Source organism: Primorskyibacter flagellatus (assembly GCF_014638275.1).
GTDB lineage: Bacteria > Pseudomonadota > Alphaproteobacteria > Rhodobacterales > Rhodobacteraceae > Pseudooceanicola > Pseudooceanicola flagellatus_A.
On record NZ_BMFJ01000001.1, the window covers coordinates 2367722 to 2384085 of the forward strand.

Consider the following 16364-nt stretch of genomic DNA (forward strand, 5'->3'; position numbering starts at 1 on the left):
CCGCCGCAAAGGGGAGGTGCCGCATGAGCCGTTCAGAGACGTTTTCCTATCGGGCCGGAGGGGCGGACTGCCACGGCTATCTTTCGGTGCCGGAGGGCGACGCCTCCTGCCCCGGCGTGCTGGTCGCTCCGGCCTTCGGCGGGCTCGGCCCGCTGGAAAGAGGCACCTGTGACCGGCTGGCCGCGCTTGGCTATGTCGCGCTTGGCGTCGACTACTATTCCGGCGGTCGGCACACGACCGACCGGGCGGAGGCCGCACAGTGGATGGCGGCGCTGCAGGACGACCGGCCCCTGCTGGCCGACCGGATGACCGGGGCGCTGGCGGCGCTGGCCGGGCTGGACCGGGCGGCGGGGCAGAAGCTGGGGGCCATGGGCTACTGTTTCGGCGGCAAGGCCGTGCTGGACCTGGCGCGGTCGGGGGCGGTGTTCGCGGCGGGCGTGACCCTGCACGGGGTCTATGACGCGCCGCCGTCGGGGTCGATGGCAATGAAGGCGGCGCTGCTGATCTGCGACGGCTGGGACGACAGTCTCTGCCCGCCGGCGGTGAAGGTCGCGCTGGCCGCGGAACTGTCGGAGCATTGCCCGGACTGGCAGATGCTGTCCTTCGGGCACACGGGTCACGCGTTCACCAACCCGAAGGCGGCGCCGAACAAGGGGTTCGGCTATTCGGAAGCGGCGGAGGCGCGGTCGTGGCGGGCGCTGACGGGGTTCTTCGAGGAGATGCTGGCGTAGGGAGTACGGTCTTTACGGAGAGCCGCGCCCGATCCTGGGTCGGGCGTTTGAAACGGATCTGCGGGTGCGCTTTATCGCGTCTGGAAGTCGTACAGCCGTCGTGGGCGGGCGGATGACAAACGCCCGATCCGGGGGAGGATCGGGCGTGGCTCGGGCTGGTCGCCCGAGCTGACTCCTGTTCGGCTCGGCAGAGTGCCGCCTCAGAGTTGCTCCATCACTTCGTCCGGCGCTTCGAAGTTCGCGGTGACGCGCTGCACGTCGTCGTCGTCCTCGAGTGCGTCGATCAGCCTCATCAGCTTCTGCATGCCGTCGAGATCAAGCTCGGTCGTCGTGGTCGGTTTCCAGATCAGCTTGGTCGACTCGGATTCGCCAAGCTCAGCCTCAAGCGCCGTCGCGACCTCGTTCAGGTCGGTATCGGCGCAGTAGATGTAGTGGCCCTCCTCGGAGCTTTCGACATCTTCCGCGCCGGCCTCGATCGCGGCCATCATCACCGTGTCCGCGTCGCCGGCATCGGCGAGATAGGCGATCTCCCCTTTCCGTTCGAACATGAAACCGACGGAGCCGGTCTCGCCCAGGTTGCCGCCGTTCTTGGTGAAGGTGGAGCGCACGTTGGACGCCGTACGGTTGCGGTTGTCGGTCATCGCCTCGACGATGACGGCGACGCCGTTCGGGCCGTAGCCCTCGTAGCGGATTTCCTCGTAGTCATCGCCCTCGCCCGCCTGGGACTTCTTGATGGCGCGGTCGATCACGTCCTTGGGGACGGAGTTCGACTTGGCTTCCTTCACCGCCAGACGCAGGCGCGGGTTCTTGTCGGGGTCGGGGTCGCCCATCTTCGCGGCGACGGTGATTTCCTTGGAAAGCTTGGAGAACAGCTTGGACCGCGCGGCGTCCTGGCGCCCCTTGCGGTGCTGGATGTTTGCCCATTTTGAATGGCCGGCCATGGGGACCTCTTTCGTCTTGTGCGTGCCCGGGATCAGATCCGCGCCTCTATAGTGCAGCCGTGGTGTCGCAGGCAAGCGGTTAGCGGTTGCGGTACGCGCGGCAGGCCTTATGTGAAAAGAGCGGTCTGCCGCATCTCCGCCCCCTTCCCCGCCCCTGCCGGACCGCCTGCCTGCGGCCCGGCCAGACCCGAGAGCCGCGCCGCCCGTGATCTTCGAACAGTTCGTCATTCTCTGGGTCGTTATCGACCCGATCGGAACCATCCCCGTCTTCGTCGCCGTGACCGCCGGCATGGCGCCGGCATCTCTAAGACGCACGGCGTTCCAGGCGGCGGGGGTGGCGGCGCTGGTGCTGGGGTTCTTCCTGGTGTTCGGGCAGTTCCTGATCGACGCGCTCGGCATCTCGCTCCCCGCATTCCAGATCGCGGGCGGGCTGATCCTGTTCCTCTTCGCGCTGTCGATGATCTTCGGGCAGGCGATGAACGGGGCGGGCGCGATGACGGAGCGCGGCGACGGGATGCCGGCGATCTTTCCGCTGGCGGTGCCCTCGCTCGCCTCTCCCGGCGCGATGCTGGCGATCGTGCTGCTGACCGACAACCACCGCTTTTCGATCCCGGAACAGGCGGTAACGGCGCTGGTCATGCTGGCGGTCCTGGGCGCGGCGCTGGTGATGATGCTGCTGGCCGGTCCGATCCTGCGGGTGATCCGGCGGTCGGGTGCGGCAATCGTGAGCCGGGTGATGGGCATGGTGCTGGCCGCTGTGGCCGTGGACAACGTGATCGAGGCGGTGCGGGCGCTGATCGAAGCCTGGTGAGCGAAGGCTCTTTGCAGCGCCGCATGACGTGCTAGACACGGGCGCATGTCCACCGAACAGATCGTCCTATTCACCATCTTCATCGCCGTCTTCGCCCTGCTGCTCTGGGGGCGGTGGCGCTATGATCTCGTCGCCTTCTCCGCGCTGATGGCCGGGGTGGTCTTCGGCGCGGTAGAGGTCGAGGAGGCCTTTACGGGCTTCGGGCACGAAGCGACGCTGATCGTCGCGCTGGTGCTGATCGTGTCGGCGGGGCTGGTGCGGTCCGGCGCGGTCTACCTCATCACGCGGACGCTGGTGGACAGTTCGCGATCGCTCGGGGCGCATATCGCGCTCATGGGCGGGATCGGCGGGGTGCTGTCGGCCTTCATGAACAACGTGGCGGCCCTGGCGCTGCTGATGCCGGTGGACATCCAGACCGCGCGCAAGGCGGGGCGGGTACCGGGGCTGTCGCTGATGCCGCTGTCCTTTGCCACCATCCTCGGCGGGATGGCGACGCTGATCGGGACGCCGCCCAATATCATCATAGCCTCGATCCGGGCCGAGAACCTGGGCGAAGGTTACCGGATGTTCGACTTCGCCCCCGTGGGCGGGGTCGCCGCCATTGCGGGGCTGGCCTTTGTCGCGCTGATCGGCTGGCGGCTGATCCCCGTGCGCGAGGATGCGGCGGTGCGCGCCTCGGACATGGCGAACTACGTGGCGGAACTGACCGTGCCGGAGGGCAGCAAGCAGATCGGCACCCGGGTCGGCGCGCTGTCGGAGGTGGCGGAGAAGGCCGACGTGGCCATCATCGGCGTGATCCGGGACGACAAGCGGCTTTACGGCAACGCGCGCAACACGGTGCTGCGCGCGGGCGACGCGCTCGTGCTGGAGGCCACGCCCGAGGCGCTGGACGAATTCCGCTCTGCCCTGTCGCTGGCGTTTTCGGACGACCGGCGCGAGGAACTGCTGAAGGCGGACAGCGAGGGGCTCGACGTCATCGAAGTGGTGATCAAGCCCGACAGCCGCATGGCGGGCCGGACGGCGCAGTCGATCGGGCTGTCCTGGAGGCAGCGGGCGGTTGTGCTGGGCATCTCCCGGAAGGGCCGGAGGATCGCCAGCCAGGTGCGCCGGACCGAGATCGAGCCGGGCGATATCCTGCTGATCCTCGTGCAGAAGGACACCGGCAGCGACGTGGCGGAGTGGATCGGCGGGCTGCCGCTGGCCGACCGCGGGCTGGCGGTGACGCAGGATTCCAAGACCTGGGCGGCGATTGCGCTGTTCGGTGGTGCGGTGCTGGCGGCGAGCGTCGGGCTGATCGCGCTGCCGATCGCGCTTGGCCTGGTGGTGATCGCCTATGTGCTGCTGCGGATCATCCCGTTGCAGGAACTGTACACCCACGTTGAATGGCCGGTGGTGGTGCTGCTTGGCTCCATGATCCCGCTCGGGCAGGCGCTGGAGACCTCGGGCGGCACGTCGCTGATCGCCGACTCGCTGATCTGGGCCACCGACGGCTGGCCGGCCTGGGCGATCCTGACGGCACTGATGGTGGTGACGATGACCCTGTCGGACGTACTGAACAACACGGCGACGGCCATCGTCGCGGCACCGATCGGGATCCAGATGGCGAAGGGACTGGACGTGTCGCCGGACCCCTTCCTGATGGCGGTGGCGGTGGCGGCTTCGGCCGCGTTCCTGACGCCGATCGGGCACAAGAACAACACGCTGATCCTTGGCCCCGGCGGATACCGGTTCGGGGATTACTGGCGCATGGGACTGCCGCTGGAATTGCTGATCATCGCGGTGTCCATTCCGTCGATCCTGCTGTTCTGGCCGCTCTGAAGGGGGCGCTGCCCCCGGCCCTCCGGGCCTCCCCCGGGATATTTTCGAAACCAAAGAGAAACGGGAATTCTCTCTGGTCTTCCGGATCTCCCGGGTGGTCCGGCGCGCGGCTCCCCTCGGCGGTACGAAGATTCAGAGCGGCCAGATGAAGGGAATCACGGCAGAGACGATCAGGCCCATGGAGAGGTTCAGGGGGATGCCGATCCGCATGAAGTCGGTGAAGCGGTAGCCGCCGGGGCCGTAGACCATCATGTTGGTCTGGTAGCCGATCGGAGTGGCAAAGCTGGCGGAGGCCGCGACCATCACCGCCACCACGAGCGGGCGCGGGTCGATGCCGACCGACTGCGCGAGGCCGATGGCGATCGGGGTGACCACCACGGCAACCGCGTTGTTGGAGACGAGCTCTGTCAGGACCGAGGTCAGCAGGTAGACCGCCCAGACCACGAAGAAGGGCGGCAGCTCTCCGAGCGCGGGGGCGATGGCGTTGACGATCAGTTCGACCGCGCCGGAATGCTCCAGCCCCGCACCGACCGCGAGCATGGCGAAGATCATCGTCAGCAGGCGGCCGTCGACGAAGGAGAAGGCCTCGTCCGCGTCGATGCATCGGGTCAGCAGGACCGCCGCGACGGACAGCACCGAGAGCAGGAAGATCGGCGCGACCCCGATCCCCGCGAGGCCGACGATGGAAAACAGCGCGACCACGGCAATTGGCGCGTGGCTGCGGCGGAAGGCGCGGGCCGTGGGCTGGGTCACGTCGACCATGTCCATTTCGGTCGAGAGGCGGCGGATGTCCTCGGGCGCGCCTTCGAGCAGGAGCGTGTCGCCGACGCGGACCACGGTTTCGTCCAGCTGGCGGCCGATGTTCTGGTTCCGGCGGTGCACCGCCAGCACGTAGACCCCGAAACGGCGGCGCAGGCGGAGCGAGCCGAGCTGGCGGCCCACCATCTTGCAACCGGGGGTGATGAGGGCCTCGACCGTCGTGGTTTCGACGGCCGAGATCTGGTCGACACGCTTGAGGCTCTTGGTCTGCTGGAGGCTCAGCAGTTCGGTGATCTGCGAGCGCAGTACCACGATGTCACCGACCTGCAGCACGACGTCCTTGAGGTTGCGGCGCAACGATTCATCCCCGCGGACCACGTCGATCAGCCGCACGCCCTCGCGCTTGAACAGCTGGACTGAGAGGACCTCGCGGCCGATGAGGTTGGAGTCGGGCGGGATCACCGCCTCCGTGAAGAACTTCATCTTGGTGCGGTCAGAGAGCATGTCGGCCATGCTGTCGCGGTCGGGCAGCAGCCAGCGCCCCACCACCGTGAGGTAGAGCATGCCCCAGCCCACCACGACCAGTCCGATCGGCGTGACCTCGAAGATCGAGAAGGGTTCCAGACCGCGGGTGCGCGCGACGCCGTCCACCAGCAGGTTGGTGGAGGTGCCGATGAGCGTCAGCATCCCGCCCATGATCGCCGCGTAGGACAGCGGGATCAGCAGGCGGGAGGCATTGACGCCGAGCTTGCGGGCCAGCTGCACGAAGACCGGGATCATCACCACGACAACCGGCGTGTTGGCGACGACGGCGGAGGCGAGCAGGACAAAGCCCATGAGCGCGGCGATTGCCACCCTGGGCCTGCTGGCGTTGCGTTCGGCCATCTGGGTGAAGGCGTCGAGCGCGCCGGTCCGGACCAGGGCGCCCATGACGATGAACATCGCGGCGATGGTCCAGGGGGCAGGGTTCGAGAGGACCGGCAGCGCCTCGTCATAGGGCAGCAGGCCGAGGATCAGCATGATCGCGACACCGCCCAGGGCCACGACCTCGGCCGGGTAGGATTCACGCAGGAAGAGCAGGAACATGCCTCCGACCACGGCGAGGGTCATGATGGCCATGCCGGTCTGGGAGATGTCGAAATACTGGATCAATTGCCGTCCTGCCTCAAATCTGCCGGTCCGCGCCGGTGCTTCGCGCCTTTCTAGGCGTCCGGTGCCGCGTCGGGCAAGGGCGGCGTTGCGGTTTCGCGCGGACGTGGCTGGACCAGTGCCATGCCGATCAGCATCAGCAGCAGCGATGCCCAGATCGACGGCGCATACCGTTCGCCGAGCAGGACCATGGACCAGAGCACGCCGAAGATGGTGACGAGGTAGCTGACCTGCACCGCGAAGAGCGGACCGGCGCGGCCGACCATCCAGACGTAGCCGGAATAGACCAGCGCGTGGATGGCGGAGGAGAGGATCAGCGCGCCCTCCGCCCGGCCGATGCCAGCCGGGACCACGAATTCCCCGGTGGCGAGCGAGAGCGGCAGGGCAATGGCCGCGCCGACGAGAGAGGCGAGGCAGAGCGTCTGGACCGCGTCCATTCCGGCGGTGCCGAAACGGGCGACGAGGTTGCCTTCGAGCGCGTAGAGCAGCGGGGCGACGAGGGCGATCGGGATCCAGGCGAACATGGCCGGGTCGGGCAGGCTGGCCTCCGGAAGGACGATGAGCAGGACCGCGATCATCCCGGTCGCAAGGCCCGCCAGGCGGCGGAGCGAGAAGCTGTCGGATGCCATGAGCAGCGCCATCGGGAAGGAGATCATCGGGATCAGCGACAGCAGGATGGAGATGATGCCGGCGGGCAGATGAGTCGCCGCGCGGTAGGAAAAGGCGTTCGGGACAAGCGTGCCGGTCAGGGCGATCATCAGCGCGATGGCCCATTGCGCACGGGTCGGGCGAAAGCGCGTGCCGGTGGCCAGGAGGATCAGGCCGAGGAAGCCCGCGCCGATCAGCGTTTGCCAGAAGATGAGTCCCATGGCCTGATGACCCGTGCTCACCGCGATCTTGGACAGCGGCACGGTCATGGCCCAGCCCGCCCCGATCACCGTCAGCGCGGCGGTCAGGATCAGGGCGTGACGGCGTGCGGACGGCATGAGGCTGGCGTCAGACCGGCGCGGGACCGGAGGGCGAGAGACAGCCGCCGTGGCGCACCATCTCGACCCGCGTGGCCTTTCCGGTTCGGTCGTCGGTTTCGACGTAGATTCCTGACAGGGTCGCCTCTCCCTCCGCCGGCTGGAAGCGGCCCTTGGACATGCCGGTTACGAAACGGCGCAGCGGTTCGGCCTTGTCCATGCCGATGACCGAATTGTAGTCGCCGCACATGCCGGCGTCGGACTGGAAGGCGGTGCCTCCGCCGAGGATCTGCGCATCCGCCGTGGCGACATGGGTGTGGGTGCCGACGACGAGAGAGGCCTTGCCGTCGCACCAGTGGCCCATGGCCATCTTTTCCGAGGTCGCTTCGCAGTGCACGTCGATGATGGAGGCCTGCACAAGACCGCCGGCCGGATGGGACTTCAGTACCGTCTCGATGGCGGAAAAGGGATCGTCGTAGGGGCGAGACATGAAGACCTGGCCGAGCACCTGCGCGACCAGCACCTTGCGCCCGCCGGGCGCGTCGAAGATGCGGTAGCCGCGTCCGGGGGCGGTCTTCGCGTAGTTGATCGGGCGGATGATGCGCGGCTCGCTTTCTATATGGGTCATCATGTCCTTCTGGTCGAAGGCATGATCGCCAAGGGTCAGCACGTCGGCCCCGGCGTCGAGAAGCTGTTTCGCGTGTTCGCCCGAGAGGCCGGCGCCATTGGTCGCGTTCTCTCCGTTCACGACGACGAAGTCGAGCTTCCAGGCCGCGCGCAGGCGGGGCAGGTTTTCAATCACCGCCGTCCGGCCGGAGCGGCCGACGACATCGCCGAGGAACAGGAGTTTCATGGGGGATGGCGTATGCGGCGGCGCGGAAAAGGGCAAGGGGGTGCGGGGGCACCCTGTGGTTGACCTCATCCTTCGTCTCAAAGGAGGTGGAGGCCGCGGATCCGGGCCGGGGTGTCTTCGGGAGCGCAGGTGCGCGTGTCGGTCGGTGTGCCCCCTCACCCTGACCCTCTGCCCCACGGGGAGAGGGAAATGCATGGGGTGTCACAGGAGCGCTGTTGTCCCGAAGTCTCGAACGTGGACCCGTTCGCGTCCCCTCTCCCCCGGGGGGATAGGGTCAGGGTGAGGGCCCCCTATCGCAGGATCGGCGGGCGGTCGGGGTCGCTGCCCGGCGCGGCGCGCTGTTCGCGGTCGGGCGCGGCCGGTTCGGGCAAATCGAAGCGCAGGCCGTGGCGGGCGAGGGCCGCGGCCGCCGTGTCCGTCGCGGCAAAGAAACCGACGTCCAGCACCCCTGCGTCGAGGCCGGAGAAGGTAAGCGCCTCTCCGGCGGCCTTGGCGAGCGCGGGCTCCGCCCCCGGCCTGGCGTCGATGAAGGCCAGGAGGTGGCCGCGGGACCCGCTTTCGGACACCGTGCCGACGAGGTAGGCGGAGCGGGCGAGCGCCCCGGCCATCGCCAGCTTGGTGTCCAGCGCGGCGAGAAGCGTCTCGGGCAGTACGCCGGGGCGGGTGAATTCGGCGATGCGCTCTTCCACCTCCGACGGCGATTCCGCCAGCGTGGCGGCGAGCCAGTCGACCGCCGGCGGGGGGATCAGGATCGAGGAGGGCGCGACCTCCAGGTTCAGGCCAAGGCCGACCCCCTGCCCCGCCAGCATGCTCGCGATCGCCCGGCCGGACAGGGCGGCGTAGGGCACCGGGCGGGTGGCGAAGGCCGACAGCCGCTCCGCCCGGTCGAAGACCAGCGCGTAGGTCGCGTCCGGCAAGCTGAAGAGGTCGGGAGAAACGCTTTCGCCCTTCGCCTCCTCTGTCAGCATCAGGAAGAGTTCGCTGTCGGCGAGGCGTTCATAGAAGCGCAGGCGTGCGGAGTCGTCCTCGGGCGCGGCCTCCATCGCGGCATGGGCGGTATCGAGCGGGGTCGTTTCTGACGGGTCAGGCATCCAACGCCTCCTTCACCTGTTCGCGCAGCACGGGCAGCAGGTCGGTTTCGAACCAGGGGTTTTTCCTCAGCCACCCGGTATTGCGCCAGGAGGGATGAGGCAAGGGGATCGTCCCCGGCAGATGGTCGCGGAAGGCGCGCACGGTTTCGGTCATGGAGTTCCTGGTGCCGAGGTGCCAGCGCTGTGCATGGGCCCCGATCACGACCCGCAGGCGCAGGTCGGGCAGGGTGGCGAAGACCCTGTCATGCCAGGTGGCGGCGCATATCGGCGGCGGCGGCAGGTCCGATCCCGTCGCGTCGTAACCGGGGAAGCAGAAGGCCATGGGGACCACGGCGATACGGTCGAGATCGTAGAACGTGTCGCGGTCGACGCCGAGCCAGTCGCGCAGCCGGTCGCCGGAGCGGTCGTCGAAGGGACGGCCCTTTTCGTGCACCTGCAGGCCGGGCGCCTGACCGGCGATCAGCAGGCGGGCAGAGGGGCGGAACCAGGGAACCGGCCGCGGGGCGTGGCGCGTCGCGGTGGCGGCGAAGCGCGGCGCGCAGAGGCGGCAGGCGCGGATGTGATCGGTGAGGTCGGTCATCGCGAGAGATGATGCACCGGGCACGCGCGGGGTAAAGGGCCGGATATTTCGATAGTTCTGAAAATAAATCTTGCTTCACCCGAAAGATTCGATATTTCTAGAATCATGAAAATGACACCCGACTCCGACCTACGTCTCGAACGCGCCGCCTCGACCTTCGCGGCGCTTGGTAGCGAACAGCGCCTGACCGTCCTGCGCACCCTCGTGCGCGCCGGGCCGGAGGGGCTGAGCATCGGCGATCTCGGTGCCCGCACGGGCATTACCGGATCGACGCTGACGCACCACATGAAGATCCTCGCCCAGGCGGGGCTGGTGGTGCAGGAAAAGAAGGGCCGCAGCATCATCTGTGCCGCGGTCGCCTATGACGAGTTGAGGGACCTTGCCGGGTTCCTCGTCCGCGAATGCTGCGCCGATGCGGCGCCCGACATCCACCCCGAAGGACATGACCATGGCTGAGACACATTCCCATCTTCCCTCCCGCGCCGCGACGTTCTGGTCGCGCATCGAGTGGGCCTGGGTCATCACCCCGGTGATCTTCGTGCTGGTCGCGCTGTTCGACCCGCCGCAGGTGGACGACAGCATCCTGTTCACCGCGCGCGCCCTGCTGAACACCGCGCCGATGATCCTGTTCGCGGTTCTGTCGGTCGGATACCTCAAGGCCAGCGGGGCCGAGACGATGATCGCGCGGGCCTTCACGGGCCGTGAGACCCGGATGATCGTGATGGCGGCGCTGGTCGGGGGGCTGTCGCCCTTCTGCTCCTGCGAGGTCATCCCCTTTGTCGCCGCTATGCTGGCGCTTGGCGTACCCCTGTCGGCGGTGATGGCGTTCTGGCTGGCCTCGCCGATCATGGACCCGCCGATGTTCCTGATTACCGCCGGGACGCTCGGGTTCGACTTTGCGGTGGCCAAGACGCTGGTGGCGGTCGGGGCCGGCCTTGGCGGAGGGCTGGTGACCATGGCGCTGAAATCCTCGCCCGTCTTTGCCGATCCGCTGCGCACGAAGCCGCAGGTCGGGGGCTGCTGCGGCGTCAAGAAGCCGTTCCAGGGGCAACCGGTCTGGCGCTTCTGGACCGACCCCGCCCGGCGGGAGACCTTCCGTACCGCGACGCTGGAAAACGCCGTGTTCCTGGCAAAGTGGCTGCTGCTGGCCTATGCGCTGGAATCTGTGATGCTGACCTATGTGCCGGCGGAATGGATCGCCGGAGTTCTCGGCGGCACGGGGATCGGCCCGATCCTTCTGGGCGCGCTGCTCGGCGCTCCGGCCTATCTGAACGGCTATGCGGCGGTGCCACTGGTCGGGGGCCTGCTGGAACAGGGCATGTCCCCCGGCGCGGCGATGTCCTTCATCATCGCGGGCGGCATGACCTGCATCCCGGCGGCGGTGGCGGTCTGGGCGCTGGTGAAGCCGCGGGTGTTCGCCGCATATGCCGGATTTGCGGTGGCGGCGGCGGTGCTGGCCGGGGTGGCTTGGTCGGTGGCGGCCCCGCTGATCTGACACCCTGCGATTAACGTCAACTTCAGGGCTTTGCCCTTAGGGTCCCGGTCGGATACGCCGGGACCCTTTCCATGCCCTCGACCACCATCAACGCCTTTTACGGGGGCTTTCAGTCGGATTATGACCCGTTCGAGAGTTCGCTGTCGCAGACGGCGGAGAACGCCTCGGCCGCCGTCGGGCTGGTGCTGGGATCCCCGGCGGCGCCGCTGTGGGACAATGCGATATCGCTGACGCTGAACGACAGCAATTCGGACGGGGCGGTGGACAGCAACCGGCTGTTCTCCTCCGGTGAGACGATCACCTATGCCGGAACCTCTCAGCAGCTGGACACTGCGCTCACCTACACGGCAGAATTCACCTATCACGACAGCACGACCGCGACCGGGGACGTGGTGCTGCTGCAGGACACGGCGGGGCGGGTGTTCGTCACGCCCTGGAACGAAGGCGCGGCGGAGAACGACGTCTTCACGGCGAAAGCCATCGAAAGCATCGAACTGACCGCGGTCGCGGGCGACACCTACACCGGCGTCACGTCGAACCTGGCGATGATCGACTTCACATGCTTTGCCGGGGGCACACGGATCCTGACGCCAGCCGGGCCCATGGCGGCGGCGCGACTTAAGGCGGGCGATCTGGTGGTGACGCGGGACCATGGGGCGCAGCCTCTGGTCTGGATCGGGGCGCAGGTGGTCCCGGCGGCGCAGATGACCGGGGCGAAACGCCCGGTGCGTCTGGCCAAAGGTGCGTTCGGGCGGGGAAGGCCGGGGCGCGCGCTGATGCTGTCGGCCCAGCACCGGGTGTTGCTGTCGTCGAATCTGGTGGAGCAGGCGACGGGGCGTCACACCGCCCTGGTGGCGGCGCGGAACCTGCTGGAAATGCCGGGCATCCGCCGCCGCGCCCCGCCGGAGCGGGTGAAGTGGGTGCATCTGCTGTTCGACCGGCACGAGGTCATCTGGGCGGAGGGGCTGGCAGTCGAAAGCCTGTTCCTTGGCCCGCAGGCCCGGCGTGCCCTCGGTCCACGCGCCCTGGCGGACATCGCCGCCCTGCCCCGCAGACCGGACGGCATGGCGCGGGCCGGGGTTCCGGCGCATCCGATTCCGCCCGGACGGCAGGCGCGCGACCTCGTAGCGCTGCATCGCAGGGCGGATGAGCCGCTCTGCCCGGAAGCGCCACCTTTGCAGGTGATGCGCCGCAGGCCAATCCCCCCGGTCCGGCGCGTGACGATCTAGTCAGTTGTCGCCCCCAGCCAAATCGCCTAGACCCGGTTCAACTACGGAGCCAAGAGGGGTCGGCATGTATCGCGTCTGGAACTTCATCAACAATTATTCGCTGCTGCTGATCCTCGGGGCCGTGCTGGCGCTGATCTGGGCGAATATCGACGCCGACAGCTATCACCATTTCGTCGAATTCGTGATCTGGGACCATGCGCCGATCGGGCATCTGCATGACGGCCACAGGACGCTGACGCTGCACTACCTCATCAACGACGTGCTCATGGCCTTCTTCTTCGCCATCGCCGCGAAAGAGGTGTGGGAGGCCGTGATCCTGGAAGAGGGATCGCTGCGCGGCAAGAAGGCCGCGACGCCGCTGTTCGCGACGCTTGGCGGGATGCTGGGCCCGATTGCCGTCTACCTCGGTCTCGCCGCCTTCATGGGGTCCGAGACCTATTCCGCCGTGGCCAATGGCTGGGCGATCCCGACCGCCACGGACATCGCGTTCTCCTACCTCGTCGGGCGCATCGTCTTTGGCGCGGGCCACCCCGCGGTGCGTTTCCTGCTGCTGCTGGCCATCGCGGATGACGCGGCGGGGCTGATTATCCTGGCGATCTTCTACCCGTCGGGTGAGCTCGCCCCGGAATGGCTGCTGCTGTCGCTTGGCGCGGCGGTCGCCGTGTTCCTGCTGGCCAACTGGCTGCCGCGCCGGATGGACGCGGGCAACCAGGACCGGCCGAATTCGACCTGGGTGCGGCAGAAACTGTCGTTCTGGCCCTACCTGATCGCCGCCTGCGCATCCTGGTACGGGTTCCAGGAGGCCGGGATTCACCCCGCCCTCGGCCTGCTGCCGATCGTGCCGACGATCCCGCATGCCGACCGCGCCTTCGGCATCTTCTCGGAGGCCGAACAGTATCTGACCGACCTGCTGAACCACATCGAACATGCGCTCAAGCATCCGGTGGAGATCGTGCTTTTCTTCTTCGGCCTCTGCAACGCGGGGGTGGAGTTCAACTCCATCGGCAACCCGACCTGGCTGGTGCTGGCGGGGCTGCTGATCGGCAAGCCCGTGGGCATCCTGTTCTTCGGCTGGCTTGGCGCGCGTCCGCTCAAGCTGGGCCTGCCCGAGGGGATGCGGATCATCGACCTCGTTGTGATCGGCTGCGTCGCGGCGATCGGGTTTACCGTGTCTCTGTTCATCGCCTCCGTCGCCTTCGACGCCGGGCCGGTGCAGGATGCGGCGAAGATGGGTGCGCTGTTCTCCTTCGCAGCGGCGATCATTTCGATCATCGCGGGCAAGGTCACGCGGGTTCAGAAGGTGTCGAACTGACGCGGCAGATCGGCGCAGATCGCGGTTTCCGGCCACTCGGGGCCGGAAACCATTCAATTTCGCCACATTCTCGACGACTTGACTTGGCATTGCGGGGGGAAATCCGGCATATTGGCGCTAATGCCAAGACGCCGTTAACCAAAACCCGCTAAGGCGTGCGGATGAGCAGATCCGGAGCGAGTGATGCTCGAGTTCGAGAATGTCAGCAAGTCCTTCTGGACGGGCTCGCAGCGCAAGGTGATCCTGGACAAGGTCTCCTTCCGGGTGGAGCTTGGCCGGTCGCTTGGCATTCTGGCGCCGAACGGTACCGGGAAAACCACGCTCATCAACATGATGGCGGGACTGGAAAAGCCGGACGAGGGCGAAATCCGCCGGGGCTGCCGCATCTCCTTCCCGCTTGGCTTCATGGGCGGGGTGGTGACGAAACATTCGGCGATGGAGAATTCGCGTTACATCGCGCGGATTTACGGTCTGGACCCGGATTACGTGGAATCCTATTGCCGCTGGCTCTGCGGGCTGGGAGAGTATTTCGACCAGCCGCTCGGGACCTATTCGGCGGGGATGAAGTCGCGCTTTTCCTTCGCGCTGATGCTGGCGCTCGATTTCGACATCTACCTGATCGACGAGGGCATGCCGTCCTCCACCGACGTGGAATTCAACCGCAAGGCCGGAGAGATCCTGCGGGAACGCCTGCGCACGACAACGGTGGTGATCGTGTCCCACCAGGCCGACGTGCTTGAGAAATTCGCGAGCGAGGCCGCCGTCCTGACCGGCGGCCAGCTGCACATGTTCGATACCTTGGAAGAAGCGAAAGAGCTGTATGACTACGAAACCCAGGGCTAGGAAATTCCGGATCAAGCGCACGTCGGACGGCGCAGGGTCCGCTGCGGAGGCCGTCACGCCCGACGACGACGCCGAAGACGATGCGCCCGAAACGGCCCCTGCCGCGCCCTCCATGGCCGACGTGGCCAAGCGACGCGCCGCCGCGCTGGCTGCCCTGAAGGACGGCTCTCTCGACCGTGCGGCACCGGCGGAGGCATCGGAGACACCGCGACAGGCCACACAGGCCCCTGGCCCCGCCCCTGCCCCGGCCACCGCCGCGCGGGATGGCGAGGTCAGCTCTGCCGCCGAGGCGCGCAGCGACAATGACATCGATTCGATCCGGCAGGAGGGGCTGACCGGCCGGCAACTGCGCATGGCGCGGCGCGTGGCGCAGAAATACGGGCTGGCACCGACCTCGGATTTCGACGCGGTGCGGCAGCTGCGGGCGCAGGGCATCGACCCGTTCAAGCCGACCAACATGCTGGAACTTGTGGTGCCCGCCGCCGGTCAGGGCGGCGGTGGCGATGTGCCCCCCGGAGGGTCGGCCCCGGCCGGGCAGCCGCAGCTTCCGGCACGGCGCCCGCAGTCGCTGCCCAAGACGATCCCGCTCGACGGGGCCAACCTGCCCTCGACCGAGGTCAATCCCGCCGACCGGCGCGCGCGAGAGATCATCGCGATCCAGCGCGACATCGCCCGCCGCCGCCGCAAGCGGCTGGCGCTGCTGTTCACCCGGCTGGCCTTCTTCGTCTTCGCGCCGACCCTGCTGGCGGCCTATTATTTCTATGCGGTGGCGACGCCGATGTACGCCTCCAAGGCCGAATTCCTGATCCTGCAGGCCGACAACGCGGGCGGGTCCGGGATCGGCGGGCTGCTGCAGGGCACCCAGTTCGCCACCAATCAGGACGCCATCGCGGTGCAGAGCTACCTGCAGTCCAAGGACGCCATGGTCCGGCTGGACGAGGATCTGGGCTTCAAGGCGCATTTCGAACAGGACTGGATCGACCCGATCCAGCGGCTTGGCCGGGATCCGTCGAACGAGGAAGCCTACAAGCTTTACAAGAAGTACGTGAAGATCAGCTACGACCCGTCCGAAGGCGTGATCCGGATGGAAGTCTCCGCCGCCGATCCCGAGATTTCGGCGCGGTTCGCCAGCCATCTCATCGGCTTTGCCGAGGAGCGGGTCGACGAACTGTCCCGCCGCAAGCGGGAGGATGGCATGGCCACGGCGCGCGAAAGCCTCGAGAAGGCGAAAGCGGAACGCCGCGTCGCGCAGGAGGAACTGGTGCGACTGCAGGAAGGCACCTTCATCGACCCCGAAGGCTACATCGGTTCGCTGCGCACCCAGATCGCCAATTACGAGACGCAGTTGCAGGAAAAGCAGCTGCAGCTTCAGGCGCTGCTCGACAACCGCCGCCCGAACGAGGCGAAGGTGGACGGCGCGCGGGGCGACGTCCGGCGGCTGGAGGCGCTGCTGGCAGAGCTGAACGGCAAGATGACGGATGCGACGACCGGAGAGACCTCGCTGGCCGAAAAGGCCGCGCGGATCCAGATGGCGCAGGCGGACCTTGCCACGGCGGACCTGTTCCTGCAGTCGGCCCTGCAGAACGAAAAGCAGACGGAGCTGGAGGCGAACCGGCAGGTGCGTTACCTGACCACCTCGGTCAATCCCGTCGCAGCGCAGGATCCGACCTACCCCCGGAAGTTCGAGAACACCATCCTCGCCTTCCTCATCCTGTCGGGGGTCTACCTGATGATTTCGCTCACCGCCTCCATCCTGCGCGAACAGGTGTCGCACTGATCCGGGGGCC

At 67.4% G+C, this 16364-nt stretch carries 15 protein-coding genes; 9 read left to right on the forward strand and 6 right to left on the reverse strand.

Annotated features, from left to right (window positions below; all coding sequences use genetic code 11):
• The first annotated feature begins 23 nt into the window (after positions 1-23).
• Positions 24-731, forward strand: a complete 708-nt coding sequence (locus tag IEV87_RS11770; protein ID WP_188477864.1) for a dienelactone hydrolase family protein — start codon at positions 24-26, stop codon at positions 729-731.
• Positions 732-931: 200 nt separating this feature from the next.
• Here the strand turns inward: IEV87_RS11770 and IEV87_RS11775 are convergent, their stop codons facing one another.
• Positions 932-1672 carry a YebC/PmpR family DNA-binding transcriptional regulator gene (locus IEV87_RS11775; RefSeq protein ID WP_188477865.1) on the reverse strand — a complete coding sequence of 247 codons (741 nt, stop codon included), beginning with the start codon at positions 1670-1672 and terminating at the stop codon, positions 932-934.
• Between the two features lie 205 nt (positions 1673-1877).
• Here IEV87_RS11775 and IEV87_RS11780 point away from each other — a divergent pair, with 205 nt between their 5' ends.
• Positions 1878-2483, forward strand: a complete 606-nt coding sequence (locus tag IEV87_RS11780; protein ID WP_188477866.1) for a MarC family protein — start codon at positions 1878-1880, stop codon at positions 2481-2483.
• Positions 2484-2528: 45 nt separating this feature from the next.
• Positions 2529-4301 carry an SLC13 family permease gene (locus tag IEV87_RS11785; protein WP_188477867.1) on the forward strand — a complete coding sequence of 591 codons (1773 nt, stop codon included), beginning with the start codon at positions 2529-2531 and terminating at the stop codon, positions 4299-4301.
• A 132-nt stretch (positions 4302-4433) separates the two neighbouring features.
• Here the strand turns inward: IEV87_RS11785 and IEV87_RS11790 are convergent, their stop codons facing one another.
• The 5 genes from IEV87_RS11790 to IEV87_RS11810 form a co-directional block, all read right to left on the reverse strand.
• On the reverse strand, positions 4434-6179 hold the full coding sequence (locus IEV87_RS11790) for an SLC13 family permease (protein WP_373284055.1): 1746 nt from the start codon (positions 6177-6179) through the stop codon (positions 4434-4436).
• Positions 6180-6262: 83 nt separating this feature from the next.
• Entirely contained in the window at positions 6263-7195 is a 933-nt protein-coding gene (locus IEV87_RS11795; protein WP_188477868.1) for a DMT family transporter, read from the reverse strand.
• A 10-nt stretch (positions 7196-7205) separates the two neighbouring features.
• A complete protein-coding gene (locus IEV87_RS11800; RefSeq protein ID WP_188477869.1) occupies positions 7206-8027 on the reverse strand; it encodes a TIGR00282 family metallophosphoesterase in 822 nt (273 codons plus the stop codon).
• Between the two features lie 290 nt (positions 8028-8317).
• The gene (locus IEV87_RS11805; RefSeq protein ID WP_188477870.1) at positions 8318-9118 is read right to left on the reverse strand and encodes an SseB family protein; all 801 of its coding nucleotides are present in this window, start codon (positions 9116-9118) and stop codon (positions 8318-8320) included.
• Positions 9111-9698: a uracil-DNA glycosylase family protein gene (locus tag IEV87_RS11810; protein WP_188477871.1), complete on the reverse strand. Its 588-nt coding sequence runs from the start codon at positions 9696-9698 to the stop codon at positions 9111-9113. The genes IEV87_RS11805 and IEV87_RS11810 overlap by 8 nt, the downstream gene beginning before the upstream one ends.
• Positions 9699-9803: 105 nt before the next feature.
• Here IEV87_RS11810 and IEV87_RS11815 point away from each other — a divergent pair, with 105 nt between their 5' ends.
• From IEV87_RS11815 to IEV87_RS11840, 6 genes are all read left to right on the forward strand, one after another.
• The gene (locus IEV87_RS11815; protein ID WP_188477872.1) at positions 9804-10154 is read left to right on the forward strand and encodes an ArsR/SmtB family transcription factor; all 351 of its coding nucleotides are present in this window, start codon (positions 9804-9806) and stop codon (positions 10152-10154) included.
• Entirely contained in the window at positions 10147-11193 is a 1047-nt protein-coding gene (locus tag IEV87_RS11820) for a permease (protein WP_188477873.1), read from the forward strand. The genes IEV87_RS11815 and IEV87_RS11820 overlap by 8 nt, the downstream gene beginning before the upstream one ends.
• A gap of 71 nt (positions 11194-11264) precedes the next feature.
• The gene (locus IEV87_RS11825; RefSeq protein ID WP_188477874.1) at positions 11265-12422 is read left to right on the forward strand and encodes a Hint domain-containing protein; all 1158 of its coding nucleotides are present in this window, start codon (positions 11265-11267) and stop codon (positions 12420-12422) included.
• Positions 12423-12486: 64 nt separating this feature from the next.
• The gene (locus IEV87_RS11830) at positions 12487-13734 is read left to right on the forward strand and encodes a Na+/H+ antiporter NhaA (RefSeq protein WP_188477875.1); all 1248 of its coding nucleotides are present in this window, start codon (positions 12487-12489) and stop codon (positions 13732-13734) included.
• 183 nt (positions 13735-13917) lie between these two features.
• Complete coding sequence (locus IEV87_RS11835; protein WP_188477876.1) at positions 13918-14577, forward strand: ABC transporter ATP-binding protein; 660 nt, start codon at positions 13918-13920, stop codon at positions 14575-14577.
• Entirely contained in the window at positions 14555-16354 is a 1800-nt protein-coding gene (locus IEV87_RS11840; RefSeq protein ID WP_188477877.1) for a capsule biosynthesis protein, read from the forward strand. The genes IEV87_RS11835 and IEV87_RS11840 overlap by 23 nt, the downstream gene beginning before the upstream one ends.
• Positions 16355-16364 lie beyond the last annotated feature (10 nt).